At 62.6% G+C, this 18,504-nt stretch carries 18 protein-coding genes; 15 read left to right on the forward strand and 3 right to left on the reverse strand.

All coding sequences use genetic code 11. The features are described from left to right. Nucleotides 1-5: 5 nt before the first annotated feature. The 12 genes from sucD to CUV01_RS17800 all read left to right on the forward strand — a co-directional run bounded on the left by sucD (nucleotide 6) and on the right by CUV01_RS17800 (nucleotide 11,551). On the forward strand, nucleotides 6-890 hold the full coding sequence (gene sucD / locus CUV01_RS17750; RefSeq protein WP_101461634.1) for a succinate--CoA ligase subunit alpha: 885 nt from the start codon (nucleotides 6-8) through the stop codon (nucleotides 888-890). A 62-nt stretch (nucleotides 891-952) separates the two neighbouring features. After that, complete coding sequence (locus tag CUV01_RS17755; protein ID WP_101461635.1) at nucleotides 953-2,119, forward strand: glycosyltransferase family A protein; 1,167 nt, start codon at nucleotides 953-955, stop codon at nucleotides 2,117-2,119. Nucleotides 2,120-2,235: 116 nt separating this feature from the next. Continuing rightward, a complete protein-coding gene (locus CUV01_RS17760) occupies nucleotides 2,236-2,628 on the forward strand; it encodes a hypothetical protein (RefSeq protein WP_157994903.1) in 393 nt (130 codons plus the stop codon). 12 nt (nucleotides 2,629-2,640) lie between these two features. Further along, nucleotides 2,641-2,856: a hypothetical protein gene (locus CUV01_RS19745; protein ID WP_157994904.1), complete on the forward strand. Its 216-nt coding sequence runs from the start codon at nucleotides 2,641-2,643 to the stop codon at nucleotides 2,854-2,856. Beyond that, nucleotides 2,853-3,323 carry a hypothetical protein gene (locus CUV01_RS17765; RefSeq protein WP_101461637.1) on the forward strand — a complete coding sequence of 157 codons (471 nt, stop codon included), beginning with the start codon at nucleotides 2,853-2,855 and terminating at the stop codon, nucleotides 3,321-3,323. Before CUV01_RS19745 ends, CUV01_RS17765 begins: the two co-directional genes overlap by 4 nt. 48 nt (nucleotides 3,324-3,371) lie before the next feature. Next, nucleotides 3,372-6,338 carry a 2-oxoglutarate dehydrogenase E1 component gene (locus tag CUV01_RS17770; RefSeq protein WP_101461638.1) on the forward strand — a complete coding sequence of 989 codons (2,967 nt, stop codon included), beginning with the start codon at nucleotides 3,372-3,374 and terminating at the stop codon, nucleotides 6,336-6,338. Between the two features lie 4 nt (nucleotides 6,339-6,342). Then, entirely contained in the window at nucleotides 6,343-7,941 is a 1,599-nt protein-coding gene (gene odhB / locus CUV01_RS17775; RefSeq protein ID WP_101461639.1) for a 2-oxoglutarate dehydrogenase complex dihydrolipoyllysine-residue succinyltransferase, read from the forward strand. Between the two features lie 541 nt (nucleotides 7,942-8,482). Beyond that, a complete protein-coding gene (locus CUV01_RS17780) occupies nucleotides 8,483-8,902 on the forward strand; it encodes an EVE domain-containing protein (RefSeq protein ID WP_101461640.1) in 420 nt (139 codons plus the stop codon). Between the two features lie 10 nt (nucleotides 8,903-8,912). After that, nucleotides 8,913-9,161 (forward strand): hypothetical protein, encoded by a 249-nt coding sequence (locus CUV01_RS17785; RefSeq protein WP_232962344.1) that lies wholly within the window; start codon nucleotides 8,913-8,915, stop codon nucleotides 9,159-9,161. 5 nt (nucleotides 9,162-9,166) lie between these two features. After that, nucleotides 9,167-9,562 (forward strand): MAPEG family protein, encoded by a 396-nt coding sequence (locus CUV01_RS17790; protein ID WP_101462209.1) that lies wholly within the window; start codon nucleotides 9,167-9,169, stop codon nucleotides 9,560-9,562. Nucleotides 9,563-9,641: 79 nt separating this feature from the next. Continuing rightward, nucleotides 9,642-11,030: a dihydrolipoyl dehydrogenase gene (lpdA, locus tag CUV01_RS17795; protein ID WP_101461642.1), complete on the forward strand. Its 1,389-nt coding sequence runs from the start codon at nucleotides 9,642-9,644 to the stop codon at nucleotides 11,028-11,030. Between the two features lie 47 nt (nucleotides 11,031-11,077). Next, a complete protein-coding gene (locus CUV01_RS17800; RefSeq protein WP_101461643.1) occupies nucleotides 11,078-11,551 on the forward strand; it encodes a lytic transglycosylase domain-containing protein in 474 nt (157 codons plus the stop codon). A gap of 373 nt (nucleotides 11,552-11,924) precedes the next feature. On the opposite strand, the gene CUV01_RS17810 is transcribed toward CUV01_RS17800, so the two are convergent. Beyond that, nucleotides 11,925-13,949, reverse strand: a complete 2,025-nt coding sequence (locus tag CUV01_RS17810; RefSeq protein WP_101461644.1) for an ASKHA domain-containing protein — start codon at nucleotides 13,947-13,949, stop codon at nucleotides 11,925-11,927. Nucleotides 13,950-14,144: 195 nt separating this feature from the next. Next, nucleotides 14,145-15,071 (reverse strand): class I fructose-bisphosphate aldolase, encoded by a 927-nt coding sequence (locus CUV01_RS17815; RefSeq protein WP_101461645.1) that lies wholly within the window; start codon nucleotides 15,069-15,071, stop codon nucleotides 14,145-14,147. A gap of 185 nt (nucleotides 15,072-15,256) precedes the next feature. Between CUV01_RS17815 and CUV01_RS17820 the strand changes: the two genes are divergently transcribed. Then, entirely contained in the window at nucleotides 15,257-15,772 is a 516-nt protein-coding gene (locus CUV01_RS17820; RefSeq protein ID WP_157994905.1) for a hypothetical protein, read from the forward strand. Between the two features lie 98 nt (nucleotides 15,773-15,870). Here CUV01_RS17820 and CUV01_RS17825 read toward each other — a convergent pair whose 3' ends face one another. Then, nucleotides 15,871-17,073 (reverse strand): phosphoglycerate kinase, encoded by a 1,203-nt coding sequence (locus CUV01_RS17825; RefSeq protein ID WP_101461647.1) that lies wholly within the window; start codon nucleotides 17,071-17,073, stop codon nucleotides 15,871-15,873. A gap of 170 nt (nucleotides 17,074-17,243) precedes the next feature. On the opposite strand from CUV01_RS17825, the gene CUV01_RS17830 reads away from it, so the two are divergent. Both CUV01_RS17830 and CUV01_RS17835 read left to right on the forward strand, forming a co-directional pair. Next, entirely contained in the window at nucleotides 17,244-17,750 is a 507-nt protein-coding gene (locus tag CUV01_RS17830) for a peptidylprolyl isomerase (RefSeq protein ID WP_101461648.1), read from the forward strand. Next, nucleotides 17,743-18,333, forward strand: coding sequence for a peptidylprolyl isomerase (locus CUV01_RS17835; RefSeq protein WP_101461649.1), 591 nt, complete (start codon nucleotides 17,743-17,745; stop codon nucleotides 18,331-18,333). The genes CUV01_RS17830 and CUV01_RS17835 overlap by 8 nt, the downstream gene beginning before the upstream one ends. Nucleotides 18,334-18,504: the final 171 nt, after the last annotated feature.

Here is an 18,504-nt window from a genome sequence, read left to right on the forward strand (position 1 = left end):
ACCACATGGCCATTCTCGTAGACAAGAACACCAAAGTCATCACCCAGGGGATCACCGGGTCTCAGGGGACGTTCCACACCGAACAGGCGATCGCCTACGGCACCAATATGGTCGGCGGCGTGACGCCCGGCAAAGGCGGCCAGACGCATCTGGACCTGCCCGTCTTCAACTCGGTCCACGAGGCCATGGAAAAGACCGGCGCGAACGCGACCGCCATCTATGTGCCGCCGCCCTTCGCAGCGGATTCGATCCTCGAGGCGATTGACGCGCAGATCCCGCTGATCGTCGCCATCACCGAGGGCATCCCGGTGCTGGACATGATGCGGGTGAAACGCGCGCTTGAGGGATCGACCTCCAAGCTGATCGGCCCCAACTGCCCCGGCGTCATGACCCCCGATGAATGCAAGATCGGCATCATGCCGGGCAGCATCTTCCGGCGCGGCAGCGTCGGCGTCGTCTCGCGCTCGGGCACTCTGACCTATGAGGCGGTCAAGCAGACCACCGATGTGGGTCTGGGCCAGTCCAGCGCCATCGGCATCGGCGGCGACCCGATCAAGGGGATGGAGCATATCGACGTGCTGCAGATGTTCCTCGATGATGATGAAACGGAATCCATCATCATGATCGGCGAAATCGGTGGCAGCGCCGAGGAAGAGGCCGCCGAATTCCTGGCCGAGCAAAAGAAAAAGGGCAAATGGAAGCCCACCGCCGGCTTCATTGCAGGCCGCACCGCACCTCCGGGCCGCCGCATGGGCCACGCCGGCGCCATCGTCTCGGGCGGCAAGGGCGATGCCGAATCCAAGATCGAGGCGATGAAATCCGCCGGGATCGTGGTTGCCGAAAGCCCCGCCGGGCTGGGCGAGGCGGTGCTGAAAGCGATCGACAACTAGACAGCGCTTGCCCACCGAAACCGTTCCGGTGAGCGCGCCAAACAAAAAGCGGAGCGACCAGATTGACAATCGCAACCTCGCCTGATCCTTCCCCGGATGGTCCGGGTGATGCAGCGTCGCTCAGTTGGTCGCTTTGCATTCCCACGCTGAACCGCATCGACGTCCTTGAACTGGCGCTTCGCTGTGCGCTGGCCCAGACACGAAAACCGGCCCAGGTGATCGTGATCGATGCAGGCGACCAGCCCAGGGCCAACCGCGATCGTCTCGCGCCGCTGTTTCACGGTCAGGGCATCAGTTTCATCCACGAACCGGCCAACAAACGCTCATCCGCGGTACAACGCAATCAGGCGCTGTCGCATGTCACGTCAGAGATCACCTTCTTCACCGATGACGACACGCTGATGTTTCCCGATTGCGCACAAACGCTGATGGCGCGCTACGAGGCCGATCCCGACCAACGCATTGCCGCCATCGCTCTGGTCGATGTCCCGCAGATCCCGCCGGCGGCACAAAAAGCCCTGACCGCGCCGGACGCGGCCCGGACGCCAGTGCTCGGCGTAAAAAAGGGCGGCACGGCAGAACAGCGCGACCGGCTGAACCGGATGAACCGCACATCCGGCCTGTGGCGCTGGTTCAGCCGCGAGGTGTTGATGTTTTCGGTGGAAAACATGTTTGTTCCCTATGACCGCCACCGCAAACGGCCTGACGTCAGCGGCCTGCCCGCCGGCGCGCGCCCTGTCGAACAGATACGTCATCTGCCCGGCTATGGTATGTCGGTGCGCAGCGACATCGCCCGGCGCGAGTCTTTCAACCCGTATCTTCTGGCCTATTGCCCCTGCGAGGATCTGGATGCCAGCTATCGGTGGGGCCGGCACGGGCTGTGCGTCGTCGCCCCCGATGCGCGGGTCCGCCATCATGAAGTCCAAGCAAGCCGCATCGGCCGCCGCGAGGCAACCTCGCTTGGCATTTCGAACAATGCGCTCTTTATCCACACCAACAGCGACTCGCCGATCCGGCACCGGCTTGCCTTTGCCATCTATGTCGCAAGGCGGCTTTTGGGCGAGACGCTGAAGGACGCGGCCACGCGGCGCTTCACGTTTCCGCAAGCGCGCGGTGTGCTGGACGCGATCCCCAGTGCCATCGGCATCTTCCGCCGCCCCCTGTCCGAGGCGCAGGATTGGTACGATGATCGGCAAAAGCGGCTTCTTTCCCGCCCGAGGCCGTCATGACCCGGCGGCACCGCCCACCCTCCATGACCGGTTTCGGACAGGGCAGCCAATGTTTGACATCCCGTCTGGCTAGTCGGACATTGGCCGGATGCAATGATGAGCTTGCCGGGGATGAGATGAGCCTTCACAACATGCCGGCGCAATCGCAACCTCCAGCCTTTGCGCCGGGGTCACGCTCGATGATGTCACTGTCTTTCGCCGCGCTGATCACGCTGACCGCCTGCGGCGGCAAGAGCACGGACCTGATCCTGCCCGGCGGCGTGCCGGCTATGACCGATTTGCATCAGGCCAGCACCCTGCCCCCTGACTCGGTGCGCACGGTTGCGCGGCGCGATTATGGCTGGCGGCTGATCTACCACCCCGCCCGCGCACCGGCCAATGCAGAACAGGGCGCGGCACGTGCGCTCTGTGGGCTGGAAAGCCGCCGCCCTGCGCGAATAGAGAACATCCCCCGCATCGATGCCTATGCCGATCCCGGCGCTCAGATCATCGATATTTATTGTGCATAAGGGGCCCGCGGCATGAGATCGAAACGTCACATCGTCAAAGCCTCCGCGCCGCAACCAAGCGCAGGATCGCCGGCGGCTGAGCGCGGTCCAGGCCTATCTGCACGGACGGCTTTGCCGCTCGGCCTGGCACTTTTGCTGATTTGCAGCGTTGTGCTGGCAACGCTGATCGCATTTTCACATGTCATGGGCTTGCAGTTGCTGCCCAGCAAAAAAGAGGTCCACCCGTGATCCAGAGAACCAGACCCATTGCTGCGCTTGGCCTTATCGCGCTGACCCTGGCCGCCTGTGCCCAGCCTATCGCGAACCCGGCCGAGCTGGGACCGAACGCACCCGTGCGCTCGGCTGTCCCGGAATCGCCCTATCGCGCGGCTACCTCGCGCATGCGGCCCGCGCAGCCGGCACCCGTCATCGCCGCGCCGATCCCGGTCGCACCTGCCGTACCGACCGGCCCCAGCGGCCCGCTGGACGCGCGGACCGGGCTGCATCAATCGGCGCTGGTCTCGGTTTCCGGCAGTGCCGACAGCCAGTTCATCGTGCTGTTCCGCCCCGGCCAAACCGACAGCGATAGTATCGACACGGCACCGGGCAAGCTGTGTGGCGCGACCGGCGTGGCAAGCTCCCGGACAAATTCACCTGGATCGGGCAGCGCCATGCCCGGCGTGCAGACCATGATCGTCAAATGTGGGGCCGCGTGATGCGGCGCCCCGTCTTTACTCAGCCAAAGCGCAAAGGACGCGCGTAAAATGAACGACCAACCCAACAACGCCGATTTCCACGATTCATCGTTCCTGCAGGGCCATAACGCAGCCTATATGGAACAGCTTTACGGCCAGTGGGCGCGCGACCCGCAGGCGGTCGATCAGGCCTGGGCCGATTATTTCAGCGGTCTGGGCGACTCCGAGGCCGATGTCAGCCGCGAGGCCGCGGGCGCCAGCTGGGCGCGTGCCGACTGGCCGCCCGCCCCCGTGGACGAGCGCACATCGGCGCTGACCGGCGAATGGCCGCAGGCCAGCGATGCCGAGGCCAGGGCGGCGATGAAGAAGATTGCCGGCAAGGCCGAGGAAAAGGGGGTGGGCCTCAGCGATGCGCAGATGCGTCAGGCGGTGCTGGACAGCATTCGCGCGCTGATGCTGATCCGCGCCTTCCGGATCCGGGGCCACCTGCATGCCCATCTGGACCCGCTTGGCCTGCGCACCTATCCCGACCACGGCGAATTGAAGCCGCAGACCTACGGGTTCGAGGAAAAGGATCTGGATCGCCCGATCTTTATCGACAATGTGCTGGGTCTCGAGATCGCGACGATCCGCCAGATCGTGCAGCTGATGAAACGCACCTATTGCGGCACCTTTGCGCTGCAATACATGCATATCTCGAACCCCGAAGAGGCCGCATGGCTGAAAGAACGGATCGAGGGTTACGGCAAGGAAATCGAGTTCACCCAGAACGGGCGCCGCGCCATCCTGAACAAGCTGGTCGAGGCCGAGGGATTCGAGAAATTCCTGCATGTGAAATACATGGGCACCAAACGTTTCGGCCTTGATGGCGGCGAGGCGCTGATCCCGGCGATGGAACAGATCATCAAGCGCGGCGGCCAGTTGGGCGTGCGCGACATCGTCATCGGCATGCCGCACCGGGGCCGCCTGTCGGTTCTGGCCAATGTGATGGAGAAACCCTACCGCGCCATCTTCCACGAGTTCCAGGGCGGCAGCTTCAAGCCCGAGGATGTCGATGGATCGGGCGATGTGAAATATCACCTGGGTGCGTCCGCTGACCGCGCGTTCGACGACAACAACGTGCACCTGTCTCTGACCGCCAACCCCTCGCATCTCGAGGCCGTCAACCCGGTCGTTCTGGGCAAGGTCCGCGCCAAGCAGGATCAGTTGAAGGACCGCGAGCAACGCATCGCCGTCCTGCCGATCCTGCTGCACGGTGACGCGGCATTTGCCGGGCAAGGCGTTGTGGCCGAATGTCTGCAGCTCTCGGGCATTCGCGGTCACCGCACCGGCGGCACCATGCATATCATCGTGAACAACCAGATCGGCTTTACCACCGCGCCGCATTTCAGCCGCACCTCGCCCTATCCGACCGATATCGCGCTGATGGTCGAGGCACCTATCTTTCACGTCAATGGCGACGACCCCGAGGCCGTGGTCCATGCCGCGCGGGTGGCGATCGAGTTCCGCCAGAAATTCCACAAGGACGTGGTCATCGACATCTTCTGCTACCGCCGCTTTGGTCACAACGAAGGCGACGAGCCGATGTTCACCAACCCGGCCATGTACAAGCAGATCAAGGGCCACAAGACGACCTTGCAGCTTTACACCGAACGGCTGGTCAAGGACGGGCTGATCCCCGAGGGCGAGATCGAGGACATGAAGTCCGCCTTCCAGGCGCATCTGAGCGAAGAGTTCGAGGTCGGCAAGAACTTCAAGCCGAACAAGGCCGACTGGCTCGATGGCAAATGGTCGGGGATGGAACGCGAAGGTGCGGAATACACCGCCGGCGCGACCGGCATCTCGCCCGAAGTGATGACCCGGATCGGCAATGCCCTGACCACCGCGCCCGACGGGTTCGAACTGCACAAGACCGTGCAGCGCCAGTTGGACAACAAGAAGAAGATGTTCGAAACCGGCGAGGGCTTTGACTGGTCCACCGGCGAGGCGCTGGCCTTTGGCGGCCTGCTGGTCGAGGGCCACCCGGTGCGCCTGTCCGGTCAGGACAGCACGCGCGGCACCTTCAGCCAGCGGCACTCGGCCTTTATCAGCCAGAAGGACGAGGGACGCTATTACCCGCTGAACCATATCGAAAAGGATCAGGCCCATTACGAAGTCATCGATTCGATGCTGTCGGAATATGCGGTACTGGGCTTTGAATATGGCTATTCACTGGCCGAGCCGAACTGCCTGACCCTGTGGGAGGCGCAGTTCGGTGACTTTGCCAATGGTGCGCAGATCATGTTCGATCAGTTCATCAGCTCGGGCGAAAAGAAATGGCTGCGCATGTCGGGCCTGGTGATGCTGCTGCCCCATGGCTACGAGGGCCAGGGCCCCGAGCACTCCAGCGCCCGCCTGGAACGGTTCCTGCAAATGTGCGCCGAGGATAACTGGATCGTCGCCAACTGCACCACGCCGGCCAACTATTTCCACATCCTGCGCCGGCAATTGCTGCGCGGCTTCCGCAAGCCGCTGGCGATCATGACGCCCAAATCGCTGCTGCGCCACCCGCTGGCCATCAGCCGCGCCGAGGATTTCCAGACCGGCAGCACCTTCCACCGCGTCTTGTGGGATGATGCCCAGCACGGCAACTCGGACACCAAACTGGTCGCCGACAAGAAAATCAAACGCGTCGTGATCTGCTCGGGCAAGGTCTATTTCGACCTGCTCAAGGCTCGCGACGAGGCCGGCATCGACGATGTCTACCTGCTGCGGCTGGAACAGTTCTATCCGTTCCCGGCGCAGGCGATGATCAAGGAACTTGGCCGCTTCAAGCAGGCACAGTTCATCTGGTGTCAGGAAGAACCCAAGAACCAGGGCGGCTGGACCTTTGTCGAACCCTATCTGGAATGGGTATTGGAACGGCTTGGCGCCAAACACAGCCGCGCACGTTTTGTCGGCCGCAACGCTGCTGCCTCGCCCGCCACGGGCCTTGCCTCGCGCCACAAGGCCGAGCAAGGATCGCTGGTGAACGAGGCGCTGGATATCGAAGGATGACCCAATGAGTACCGAAGTCCGCGTCCCCACCCTTGGGGAATCCGTCACCGAGGCCACCGTCGCCACCTGGTTCAAGAAACCCGGCGACGCGGTCGAGGTCGATGAAATGCTGTGCGAGCTGGAAACCGACAAGGTAACGGTCGAGGTCCCCAGCCCCGCAGCGGGCGTCCTCGAGGCCATCATCGCCGAAGAGGGCGAGACGGTCAGCCCCGATGCGCTGCTGGCGCAGATCGCTGATGCCGGCAATGCCGGACCAGAAGAAACCAAGCCCCGGCCCGACGATGCCGAGGCAGAAACCGAAAGCTCGGAAGAACCTGCGCAAGAGCCGCAGAAAGCGAAGGGACAAAGTGAAATGAGCGGTAAATCCGTCGACGTAATGGTGCCGTCCTTGGGCGAAAGCGTGACCGAGGCCACGGTGGCCACATGGTTCAAGAAGGCAGGCGACTCGGTCGAAGTCGATGAAATGCTGTGCGAACTGGAAACCGACAAGGTCTCGGTCGAGGTCCCCTCGCCCGCCGCCGGCGTGCTGGCCGAAATCGTCGCCGAAGAGGGCTCGACCGTCGATGCCAAGGCCAGGCTGGCCGTCATCACCGAGGGCGCATCGGGCGAGAAATCGGATGACAAATCCGCGCCCGAACCCGAAGCCTCGGGCGACAATGATGACGACACCGCCAGCGATGTCGGCTCGCCCGGCGCTGGCCCCGAAGACACCAAACCGCGCAAGGACGATGTCGAGGACGCGCCTTCCGCCAAGAAGGCGATGGCCGAAAAAGGCATCGACCGCGACGCGGTTCAGGGCTCGGGCAAGGATGGCCGGGTGATGAAGGAAGACGTGGCCAAGGCCAAATCGGGCGGCGACAAACCCGCCAGGGCACCAGCCGCGCCCGCATCGGCCGATCAGGCCGACCGTCAGGAACGGGTGAAGATGACCCGCCTGCGCCAGACCATCGCCCGCCGTCTGAAAGACGCGCAGAACAATGCCGCCATGCTGACCACCTATAACGAGGCGGACATGAAGGCGATCATGGACCTGCGCAACGACTACAAGGAGTCGTTCGAGAAAAAGCACGGCGTCAAGCTGGGCTTCATGTCCTTCTTCGTCAAAGCCTGCTGCCACGCGCTGCAAGAGGTGCCCGAGGTCAATGCCGAGATCGACGGCACCGACGTGATCTACAAGCACTTCGTCAATATGGGCGTCGCCGTCGGCACCCCGAACGGGCTGGTCGTGCCGGTGGTCAAGGATGCCGATCAACGCAGCTTTGCCGAGATCGAGAAAGAGATCGGCGAATTGGGCAAGAAGGCCCGCGATGGCAAGCTGACCATGGCCGACATGCAGGGCGGCACCTTCACCATCTCGAATGGTGGCGTCTACGGTTCGCTGATGTCCTCGCCCATCCTCAACCCGCCGCAATCGGGCATTCTGGGCATGCACAAGATCCAGGATCGCCCGATGGCCGTCGGCGGCGAGATCGTCATCCGCCCGATGATGTATCTGGCGCTTTCCTATGACCACCGCATCGTCGACGGCAAAGGCGCCGTGACCTTCCTCGTGCGGGTGAAAGAGGCGCTCGAGGATCCGCGCCGTTTGCTGATGGATTTGTGAGGATAGTAGCGGGGCAGCAACTGATGCTGTCCCGCGCCTCCAAGAGTACGAGGTAACAATTTGAGCGCCAGATCCTATAAAGGGCTGCGGAAGAAATCCGACAGCTTACCCGATGCTACAAAGAGCTACCTGGGAGGCATGGAAGAGCTTCTTGACTCGACAACGTCCTATTGGGTGATGAAAGGCGTCGGCCTTTACACGCAAGAACCGAGACAGAAAGCTCCGCAAAATACGTGAAAATTGCGTTTATATGTTGCGCGGTTTTTCGTTGCCGAAATCGCCCGGTGAGAACCACCGGGCAGCGTCCGGCCGCCCCCATGAGCGGGCGCTTCGCACCCACCCGCGGTCGGTCCCTACCCTCTGCCCTGAAAACTGCCCCCCAACGCACGCTGCCTGTGTACGCCCTGTGCACAGGTTGTGCGCATCCGGTGTACGCGCTGTGCAGCCTCAGACCCAGCAAATACTGGCCCAACCCACATCGCCCCGCCGCACCCCGCATCACGCAACGCCCGCACCCGTTGCGCAACAGCATGAGGGCCGCATGACCACCCCGCGCCACTGGATCGGCGTTGTCAGCCGCGACCATGTGATGATCGGCGTGGCGGGCGGTTTCGCCATGCTGAACCACGGCAAGCTTGCGCCGCTGAGACGCCTGCACCCCGGCGGCACGCTGATCTATTACTCGCCCGGGACCGCCTGTCCCGAGGGCCAGACACTCAAGGCCTTCACCGCCATCGGCAGCGTGCGCGACACCCCGCCCTGTCAGGCGCAGATGGGCCATGGCCAAACCGGCTATCGTCAGGATATCGACTGGATGCCCGCAACCGAAACGCCTATCCTTTCGTTGACCGAAAGGCTGGAATTCACCAGCGGCAACCGGGGCATGATGGCCCGCCGCGGGTTGTTTGAAATATCACAGGCGGATTTCCAGACTATCCGCTCTGCCATGACAGGGGACTGATGACATGCAGATGATCGCACATTATAAAGTCAACGAATACAGCACCTTCAAGACCGCATTCGACAATGACGCCGAAGACCGCGGCAATGCCGGCCTGTCGCTGTTGCAGCTGTGGCGCGAAGATAACGGCAATGCCTGGGCGCTGTATCAGGTGAACAATGGCAAGGCCGCGCGCGACTATCTCGAAGGTGCGGCAGGCGTGTTCAACAGCCAGGCCGGCGTGACCTCGGCTGACTTTCACATGGTCGAGACGGCCTGATGATGATGACCGCCGAACTGACCGTCCTGGCGCTTGCCGGCCTGCTGCAAGGCGTGCAATTCCTGCTGGTCGCAGTGCCCGCCAACATGCAGATCGGCCCCGACTACATGGCCAGCCCGCGCGACACCGATCCGCCGCGCGAACTGTCCCGGACAGCCGGACGTCTGCGGCGTGCGTTTCTCAATCATTTCGAGGCACTGATCCTGTTCACGCTGGCGGTCGTCGTCGTCACGATGGCCGGCCAGTCGACGGGCTTCACCGCCGGCTGTGCCTGGATCTACCTGATCGCGCGCGTCCTCTATGTGCCGGCCTATGTCTTTGGCTGGGTGCCCTGGCGCTCGGCCATCTGGGCGGTGGGCTTCGCCACCACCATGCTGATGATCCTGGCAAGTCTGTTCTGATTGCGCCCGGGTCCAAGATATACCGCGTGTTTGGGGGCTGAGCCCCCTGCCCGCACCGCGAAAGAGCAAAGGACAGAACATGTATGACCTGATCGTAATCGGCGCCGGCCCCGGCGGCTATGTCTGCGCCATCCGCGCCGCTCAACTGGGCCTGAAAGTGGCCTGCGTCGAAGGCCGCGAGACGCTTGGCGGCACCTGCCTGAACGTTGGCTGCATCCCGTCCAAGGCGCTGCTGCATGCGTCGCACATGCTGCACGAAAGCCACGAGAACTTTGACAAGATGGGCCTGACCGGCGCCAAGGTCAAAGTCGACTGGACCAAGATGCAGGGCTACAAGGCCGAGACGGTCAACACCAATACCAAGGGCATCGAATTCCTGTTCAAGAAGAACAAGATAGACTGGCTGAAAGGCTGGGCTGAAATCGAAGGCGCCGGCAAGGTCAAGGTCGGCGACGAGGTCCACGAGACCAAGAATATCGTCATCGCCACCGGTTCGGAACCCGCCGCGCTGAAGGGCGTGGAAGTCGACAATGCAGGCGGCGTCATCGTCGATTCCACCGGGGCGCTGATGCTGCCCAAGATCCCCAAATCCATGGTAGTGATCGGCGCGGGCGTCATCGGGCTGGAACTGGGCTCTGTCTATGCGCGTCTTGGGGCCGAGGTGACCGTGATCGAATATCTCGACGCCATCACCCCCGGCATGGACGCCGATATCCAGAAACAGTTCCAGAAGACGCTGCAAAAGCAGGGCTTCAAGTTCATCATGGGGGCCGCTGTCCAAAGCGCCGAGACCAAGAAGGGCAAGGCCACGGTGACCTATGCGCCCAAGAAAGGCGGCGATGCGGAAACGGTCGAGGCTGACTGCGTTCTGGTATCCACAGGCCGCCGCCCCTATCTGGACGGGCTGGGGCTGGACAAGGCCGGCGTCGAACTGACCGATCGTGGCATGGTCAAGATCGACAAGCACTGGGCCACCAATGTCAAAGGCATCTACGCCATCGGCGATTGCGTGCCCGGCCCGATGCTGGCGCATAAGGCCGAAGACGAAGGCATGGCCGCGGCCGAGGTGATCGCCGGCAAGGCGGGTCACGTGAATTATGACGTGATCCCCGGTGTGATCTATACAAACCCCGAGGTCGCCAATGTCGGCCTGACCGAGGCGGCGGCCAAGGAAACCGGCCGCAAGATCAAGGTCGGCAAATTCCCCTTCATGGGCAATGCGCGGGCCAAGGCCATGTTCATGGGCGACGGTTTTGTAAAGATCATCGCCGATGCCGAGACCGACCGCGTTCTGGGCGCCCATATCATCGGCCCGAATGCCGGTGAAATGATCCACGAGATCTGTGTGGCCATGGAGTTCGGCGCCTCGGCCGAGGATATCGCCCTGACCTGTCACGCCCACCCGACCACGTCCGAGGCCGTCCGCGAAGCGGCGCTTGCCCTGGGCGACGGGGCCATTCATGTCTGATGCCGCAGCGGGGGTTTCACACCCCCGCACCCCCGTGGGATATTTTCATGAAGAAGAATAGCAGGCGCGGTTTTCTGCTGGGCATCGTTGCGCTGGCTGCTTGCGGGCGGCAGGGCGGCCCAACCAAGCCCGAAGCACAGAACTCGGGCGGTTTGTATCCGAACGAAACACCGCAATTGAGATCCCGGATCAATTATTGGTCGCAGTATTACGATGTGCCGGTGGCCCTGGTGCAGCGCGTGATTATTCGCGAATCCACGCATAATCCGGCTGCGCGTAATGGTCCGTATTATGGATTGATGCAGATCCTGCCGCAGACGGCGCAGACGATGGGCTATCGCGGCCCGGCCCAAGGTTTGCTGGATGCCGATACCAACCTGCAATATGCCATCAAATATCTGCGCGGCGCCTATCTGGTGGCGGATGGCGATCACGATGCGGCGGTCGGTTGGTATGCGCGCGGCTATTACTATGAGGCCAAGCGCAAAGGATTGCTGCGAGAGACGGGGCTGCGCGGGTGACCACAAGCTGAACAGCGAACATATCATGCCGAAGATTGCGAACACGCATGAGTTTTCCAGTCATCCAGGCCAGCCGCACCGGATCACAGGACAGGACGACGGGCCCTATGCAGATATCGCTCTGGGCGATCAACCAGGTCTGACACAGTTCGGTGCAAGGCTGGAGCGGTTGCCGCCGGATGGCGGGCCGGCGATCCGGTCGCGCATTGCTTTGAGAACAGATCAGGCGCCGATGCGGTTATGCTGATCGTCGCGAAGCGGGCAGCGGCTGGCGCCTGTCATTATCCCGACCACGATCTGATTTTTCATCACGCAGGCGACACGCTGTATTTTACGCGAACGGACGGTAGGCCGGTCGAGGATTGAGCAGCGGTCATTTGCGACGCCGCCGCGCTCGTCCGTCCCCTGCCGTGTTGTAACTGACGACCGGCAGCGTGACCTGGGTCTGCAATTCCGTGAATGGGTCGGTTGCATGCGGGATCGCGTTGGCGGCCACGAAATGTTCCTGAAAACGCGGCGCAATCGCCGTTTCGATCCGGGTGATGCGATGCACCTGATCCTCTATCTCGCGCCGCGCCGCGCGGGAACAAAGCGCGATGCGTGCACCGGTCCCGGCGGCATTGCCGGCGCTGGTCACTCGTTCGACGGCGCAATCCGGGATCATGCCCAAGACCAATGCATGCAGCGGCGAGATATGAGCGCCGAACGCACCGGCCAGCACCACCCGGTCCAGGGTTTCGATCCCGAATTCGTCCATCAGCAGACGGGCGCCAGCAAACAGTGCCGATTTCGCCAGTTGGATCGCGCGGATATCGCCCTGGGTCACCGCAATCAGAGTGCCGCCCGCATCCGTTCCATCATGCAGAACATAGGAATGCGTGCGCCCTTGGGGAATACTGCGCGGCGTGCCCACCTGCTCGGCAGAACCGATCAGCCCCGAGGGATCGACAATGCCTGCCATCCGCATTTCGGCGACGGCCTCGATGATGCCAGAGCCGCAGATCCCGGTGATGCCGGTCGCCTTGGCTGCCTCGTCAAAGCCCGGCTCATTCGACCATTCATCGACACCGATGATCCGAAAGCGCGGTTCCCTGGTCACAGGGTCGATGCGCACGCGCTCGATTGCGCCGGGTGCCGCGCGCTGCCCGGAACTGATCTGGGCGCCCTCAAAGGCCGGGCCGGTGGGCGAGGAACAGGCCAGCACGCGGGTCTTGTCGCCCAGCACGATCTCGGCGTTGGTGCCGACATCGACCATCAGAACCGGCGCTTCGGATTTCTGCGGCTGCTCGGACAGCACGACCGCAGCGCAATCCGCCCCGACATGGCCCGCAATGATCGGCAGCACATAGGTGCGGGCGGCGGGTGCGATCTGCAAACCGATCTCGGCCGCGCGCAGGGTCATGGCGTCGCTGGTCGCTGGTGCGAACGGGGCTTGTCCCAACTCGACCGGATCGATGCCCAGCATCAGGTGATGCATGACGGGATTACAGACGATCACCGCCTCGGCAATAAGCGCAGGATCGACACCGGCCTCATCGGCCAGCACGGCAGCCAGTTGCCCCAGCCCGTCACGAACGGCGGTGGTCATCTCGGCCGCGCCGCCTTCGTTCATCATGGAATAGCTGACCCGGCTCATCAGGTCCTCGCCAAAGCGGATCTGCGGGTTCATCAGCCCGCTGGAGGCCAGAACACGGCCATCGTCCAGCGCCACGAGATGCCCCGCGATCGTGGTCGATCCCAGATCAATGGCCAGCCCGTAAACCGGCCCATCCAGCAAGCCGGGGACCAGATCAATCAGGCGCGGCGGCTCAAGACCATTGTCCCAGACCAGCGCCGTCACCTTCCACGCGCTCTTGCGCAGCACCGTCTGAATGCGTGCCAGAACCTCCAGATCGGCGCGTAGCCCGGTGATCTGCCACTGCTCATCCAGCGCAGCCGAAAGGCGCTGAAAATCCCCGGTCGGATCGTCCAGGTCAGGCTCGACAACCTCGACATAGAACGGTCGCACCGCTGGATCCATGACCATCACCCGCTCGGTCGCGGATTTGCGGATCACCTGGCGGTGCAACTGGCTTTCGGGCGGCACGTCAATCACGACATCCGACTGGATCTGCGCCTGACAGCCCAAGCGCCGCCCCGGTTTCAATCCGCGAATACGATCATAGCGCTCTTCAACCGCATTGATCCCGGACAGCGCATCCTCGGCGACGGTCACGCCATGTTTGGAAAATGCGCCCTTGCCGGGTGCCACCTGACATTTCGAACAGATACCGCGCCCGCCACAGACCGAATCCAGATCGACCCCCAGACGCCGCGCGGCCTCCAGCACAGGCGTGCCCGCCGGTACGCGTCCACGCTTGCCCGAAGGGGTGAAGATGACAAGAGGATCGTCGGCCATGGGCACCTCACTGCTTTCAGCCCGAGGTAACCCTGCCCGCGCGCGCTCGCAAGGTCACAAGCCGCCCTGCTAAGGCGCAAAAGCGACCATTACGGCGCGGAGAAGTGACCGGCATCACCCCGGAACGCAATCAGGGGGCGCGAACGCCCCCTGCAAACGCCGCGCCATTCAAGGCGCGGGAAAAAGCAATCGCCGTCAGGCGCCCTTATAGATATCGACCAGCTTGCCCAGCATGTCCAACGCGTCCTCGCGCGAGCGTTGAAAGCTGTTGCGCCCGATGATCGAACCATTGCCGCCGCCATCGCGGATCGCACGGGCATCGTCATAGACCGCATCGGCACCCTTGGCCGCGCCGCCCGAGAACACCACGATGCGACGCCCGTCGAACGAGGCTTTCATGCAATGCGCGACGCGCTTGGCCTGGGTCTCGACGTCGATCTTTTGTGCCTCATAGACCTTTTTTGCCTCGGGCAGCATCAGATGATCGGTCGATAGCTTGATCTTGATGATATGCGCACCCAACAGCGCCGCGACCTGGGCCGCGTAGGCTGCGATATCAATAGCCGTCTCGCCGTCCTTGGTGATCGCCTCGCCGCGCGGATAGGACCAGATGACGGTGGCCACGCCCTTGGCCGCGGCCTCTTTGCGCATCTCGACGATCTCTTCGAACATATCCAGCGCCATGTCGCTGCCCGGATAGATGGTGAAGCCGATGCACGAGCAGCCAAGACGCAGGGCGTCGTCGACGCTGGCGGTCACTGCCTGGTTCTTGCCCGCCGTATCCGACATCAGCGAATTGGCGCTGTTGACCTTGAGGATCGTCGGGATCTGGCCGGCAAAGGTATCCGCCCCGGCCTCGATCATCCCCAGTGGCGCGGCATAGGCGTTCAGGCCTGCGTCGATAGCCAGCTTGTAGTGGTAATGCGGATCATAGGCAGCAGGATTCGGCGCGAATGAGCGTGCCGGCCCGTGTTCAAAGCCCTGATCGACGGGCAGGATGATCATCTTGCCTGTCCCGCCAAGGCGGCCATTCATCAGCATTCGGCCCAATTGCGCCTTCACGCCCGGCGTCTCGCCCTCGTAGTTCGACAGGATCTTCTTGACGTTGCGTGTCATCTTCATCGTGGATTCCCCTTCGCTTTGGCGTTTTCCTAGCAGACCCCCCGCCAAGGGCAACGCTGGTCGCGCTAACGGTCCATCGCACGGGTGCTGATCCGTTCAAGGTAAATAGAATCTTAATTACTCAATGCATGCCCAATTTTAAGGATTTGGTAAGATCGCGGGACGTATTGATATAGGAGTCAAAGATGTACGTAAGTAGCAATTTGTCGTTGAACCACATGCCGCTATTTGGCGGCAGCAGTCCCCCTGTCTCTTCCAGTCAACTGACCTGGGGCACTAATACGCTGGACCTGTTCAAGCGGCCAATCAGTTCTGCAAATATCATTGATCTGGCGGCAGAGACGCCGATGGTCAAAGGCGCTGACGAATCCTGGCTTCGTCCCGGGGCGGCACAACCGGCCAGCGGCTCTGGCTATTACGACTGGGTCAATTCGATGCTGGCGTTCCGAGACGCGGCAGAGGCCGGCCTGGGCAGCGTAAACGGCGACGGTCAAAATCAGGCCCCTGCACCGGCAAATGGCGCAAGCGGATCGGACAACACCACTGAGACACAGGCTGCCGACGCAGGCAACGGTACCAGTGGCGACGACGCCAATCCTGACGCCAATCCTGACGCCGAAGCGGAGGCAGGCACCGGTAGCACCGAAAACAGCGGTCAGCGCGGCGGTGGCCTTCTTGGTCTGCTGTTTGGACGGCGCTAGTCGCGCGCCGCAGTCCTATCCAGTCATGTCAACGGCGGCAGAGACGCTCTGCCGCCGTTGGTCGTCATATCCCGGCGGAACCGGATCCGTCGCGGTGCTCAGGCGCGCTTGGCCTTCAGGGCCGCGACACCGGGCAGGTCCCTGCCCTCCATCCATTCAAGAAACGCCCCGCCCGCGGTCGAGATGAAGGTGAAATCATCGGCAACGCCCGCGCGGTTCAGCGCAGCGACCGTATCGCCGCCACCGGCGACCGAGACCAGCGTGCCGGCGCGCGTCGCTTCGGCAGCGGCACGGGCGGCTTCGTTCGTGGCCTTGTCGAAAGGCGCGATTTCAAAGGCACCAAGCGGGCCGTTCCATACCAGCGTCTTGCAATTCGCGAACAGATCGCGGATCGCCGCGACGGTTTCAGGACCGGCATCGAGGATCATCGCATCCGCAGGGCATTGATCGGCGGGCAGCACCTCGCTGGCAGCGCCTTCCTTGAATTCCCACGCGACAACGATATCGATCGGCAGATGGATCTCGCATCCGCCCTCGTCGGCTTTTTCCATGATGTCGCGCGCCGTATCAGCCATGTCCCGCTCGGCCAGTGACGTGCCGACTTCGATGCCCTTGGCCACCAGAAAGGTGTTGGCCATGCCGCCGCCGATCACCAGATTGTCGACCTTCTCGATCAGATTGCCCAACAGATCCAGCTTGGTCGACACCTTGGCGCCCCCCACCACAGCAACGACCGGCCGCTCTGGGCTGCCAAGGGCTGCATCCAGCGCCTTGAGTTCGGCCTCCATCAACCGGCCAGCCCCCGCATCCATCAGCCGCGCCATCCCCTCGGTCGATGCATGGGCGCGGTGGGCCGCCGAGAAGGCGTCGTTGACAAAGACATGCCCAAGCGCCGCCAGCGAGGCTGCGAATGTTGCGTCGTTTGCCTCCTCACCCTCGTGAAAGCGGGTGTTTTCCAGCAGCGCCACATCGCCTAGCTGCAAGGCCGCGACCACGCGCTTGGCCGGGCCGCCGATGCAGTTATCCGCGAAAATCACGGGCTGACCAAGGGCAGCCTCCAGCGCCGGCACAACCTGGCGCAGGCTCATGCTGTCAACCGGCTGACCCTTGGGGCGACCGAAATGGGCCAGCAGGACGGGAATGCCGCCCGCCGCCTGAATGTCCTTGATCGTCGGCACGATGCGGTCGATCCGGGTCGTGTCGGTGATCTGACCGTTTTCGACCGGCACATTTATATCCACGCGGGTCAGAACGACTTTGCCGTCCAGGTCCAGGTCTTCGATGGTGTTGAAATCTGCCATGGCGCGATCCTTTCGTGCCGTTGGGAAATGGTTCTTGCTCTGGCTTGTCCCGCAAGTTGACAATCTCGTCAACCGGCCAGACCGGCTGAACGCAAGTGGCGGCTTCTGCGTTGCTCTTTTCAGCCGCGACGCCTATCCCGTGTCGCAGATTGATTTGTAAGGAGGACCCAATGGCCGAGATCAAGGACCCCGAAAACACCATCATCATCACGCTGAAGGATGGTCCCGTCACCATCGAGCTGCTGCCCGATGTTGCGCCCAAGCACGCTGAACGGATGAAAGAGCTGGTCCGCGCCGGCGCCTATGACAACGTGAGCTTTCATCGCGTGATCGAAGGTTTCATGGCCCAGACCGGCGATGTGCAGCACGCCAATATGGAAAAGGACTATAATCCCGGTCGCGCCGGCACGGGTGGTTCGGACAAGCCCGACCTGCCTGCCGAGTTCTCGAAGCTGCCGCATTCGCGTGGCACGATCGGTGCTGCGCGCTCTTCGAACCCGAACAGCGCCAACAGCCAGTTCTTTATCAACTTCAGCGACAATGATTTCCTCAACGGGCAGTACACCGTCTATGGCCGCGTGATCGAGGGCATGGAACATGTCGACAAGATCGCGCGCGGCGAGCCGCCAGCGGATCCCGACCGGATGATCTCGGTCAAGGTGGCAGCCGATGCATAAGTTTTACCTGATCCCCGCACTGCTGATCGCCGGCCCTGCTCTGGCAGAGGGTCTGCCCGGCGTCACCGATGGCCCCGGTCCGAACATGGTGATCGAGGTCGCCGGCGCCGATGGCACGCCAAAGGGCAGCATCACGCTGGACCTTTTCGCCGACAAGGCACCGCAGCATGTAGAGCGTCTGATGACGCTGGCGCGCGACGGGAAATATGACGGTGTGGTCTTTCATCGCGTGATCGACGGCTTCATGGCCCAGACCGGCGATGTCCAACATGGGCGTCAGGGCGGCGACACGGCGATGGCAGGCATGGGTGGTTCCGACCTGCCCGACCTGCCGGCCGAGTTCAACGACGTCTCGTTTCAGGCCGGCACTGTGGGCATGGCCCGCAGTCAGGACCCGAACAGCGCCAACAGCCAGTTCTTTATCGACCTCGCGCCTGCGACCTTCCTTGACGGCGAATATACGGTGGTCGGCCAGCTGGTCGATGGCTGGGACGTGCTGAATGCCATCGAAAAAGGGGCTGCCAACGCCAATGGCGCGGTCGAAACGCCCGATTACATGGCCAGCGTGACGATCCAGGAATAGGCTTCTTGGCCTTGGTGAAATAGCGCAAGCTGAAGCCTGCCGGTCCCGCCGGCAGGCGTTTTCGTTTATATTGATCGCCTCGGAGGGACAGAGAGCGATGCCTGTCTTTGTTTTCACGAAAATCAGCGGCGTTCGGTGCGGCATGAGAATGGCCGTTTGAACGGCGCGTCG

Source organism: Paracoccus tegillarcae (assembly GCF_002847305.1).
Taxonomy (GTDB): domain Bacteria; phylum Pseudomonadota; class Alphaproteobacteria; order Rhodobacterales; family Rhodobacteraceae; genus Paracoccus; species Paracoccus tegillarcae.

What these genes read in the sequence shown, in the direction of transcription:
- sucD (WP_101461634.1), top strand. Translation starts at nt 6, where the DNA reads ATGGCCATTCTCGTAGACAAGAACACCAAAGTCATCACCCAGGGGATC.
- CUV01_RS17760 (WP_157994903.1), top strand. Translation starts at nt 2,236, where the DNA reads ATGAGCCTTCACAACATGCCGGCGCAATCGCAACCTCCAGCCTTTGCG.
- CUV01_RS19745 (WP_157994904.1), top strand. Translation starts at nt 2,641, where the DNA reads ATGAGATCGAAACGTCACATCGTCAAAGCCTCCGCGCCGCAACCAAGC.
- CUV01_RS17770 (WP_101461638.1), top strand. Translation starts at nt 3,372, where the DNA reads ATGAACGACCAACCCAACAACGCCGATTTCCACGATTCATCGTTCCTG.
- odhB (WP_101461639.1), top strand. Translation starts at nt 6,343, where the DNA reads ATGAGTACCGAAGTCCGCGTCCCCACCCTTGGGGAATCCGTCACCGAG.
- CUV01_RS17780 (WP_101461640.1), top strand. Translation starts at nt 8,483, where the DNA reads ATGACCACCCCGCGCCACTGGATCGGCGTTGTCAGCCGCGACCATGTG.
- CUV01_RS17785 (WP_232962344.1), top strand. Translation starts at nt 8,913, where the DNA reads ATGATCGCACATTATAAAGTCAACGAATACAGCACCTTCAAGACCGCA.
- CUV01_RS17790 (WP_101462209.1), top strand. Translation starts at nt 9,167, where the DNA reads ATGACCGCCGAACTGACCGTCCTGGCGCTTGCCGGCCTGCTGCAAGGC.
- lpdA (WP_101461642.1), top strand. Translation starts at nt 9,642, where the DNA reads ATGTATGACCTGATCGTAATCGGCGCCGGCCCCGGCGGCTATGTCTGC.
- CUV01_RS17800 (WP_101461643.1), top strand. Translation starts at nt 11,078, where the DNA reads ATGAAGAAGAATAGCAGGCGCGGTTTTCTGCTGGGCATCGTTGCGCTG.
- CUV01_RS17810 (WP_101461644.1), bottom strand. Translation starts at nt 13,949, where the DNA reads ATGGCCGACGATCCTCTTGTCATCTTCACCCCTTCGGGCAAGCGTGGA.
- CUV01_RS17815 (WP_101461645.1), bottom strand. Translation starts at nt 15,071, where the DNA reads ATGAAGATGACACGCAACGTCAAGAAGATCCTGTCGAACTACGAGGGC.
- CUV01_RS17820 (WP_157994905.1), top strand. Translation starts at nt 15,257, where the DNA reads ATGTACGTAAGTAGCAATTTGTCGTTGAACCACATGCCGCTATTTGGC.
- CUV01_RS17825 (WP_101461647.1), bottom strand. Translation starts at nt 17,073, where the DNA reads ATGGCAGATTTCAACACCATCGAAGACCTGGACCTGGACGGCAAAGTC.
- CUV01_RS17830 (WP_101461648.1), top strand. Translation starts at nt 17,244, where the DNA reads ATGGCCGAGATCAAGGACCCCGAAAACACCATCATCATCACGCTGAAG.
- CUV01_RS17835 (WP_101461649.1), top strand. Translation starts at nt 17,743, where the DNA reads ATGCATAAGTTTTACCTGATCCCCGCACTGCTGATCGCCGGCCCTGCT.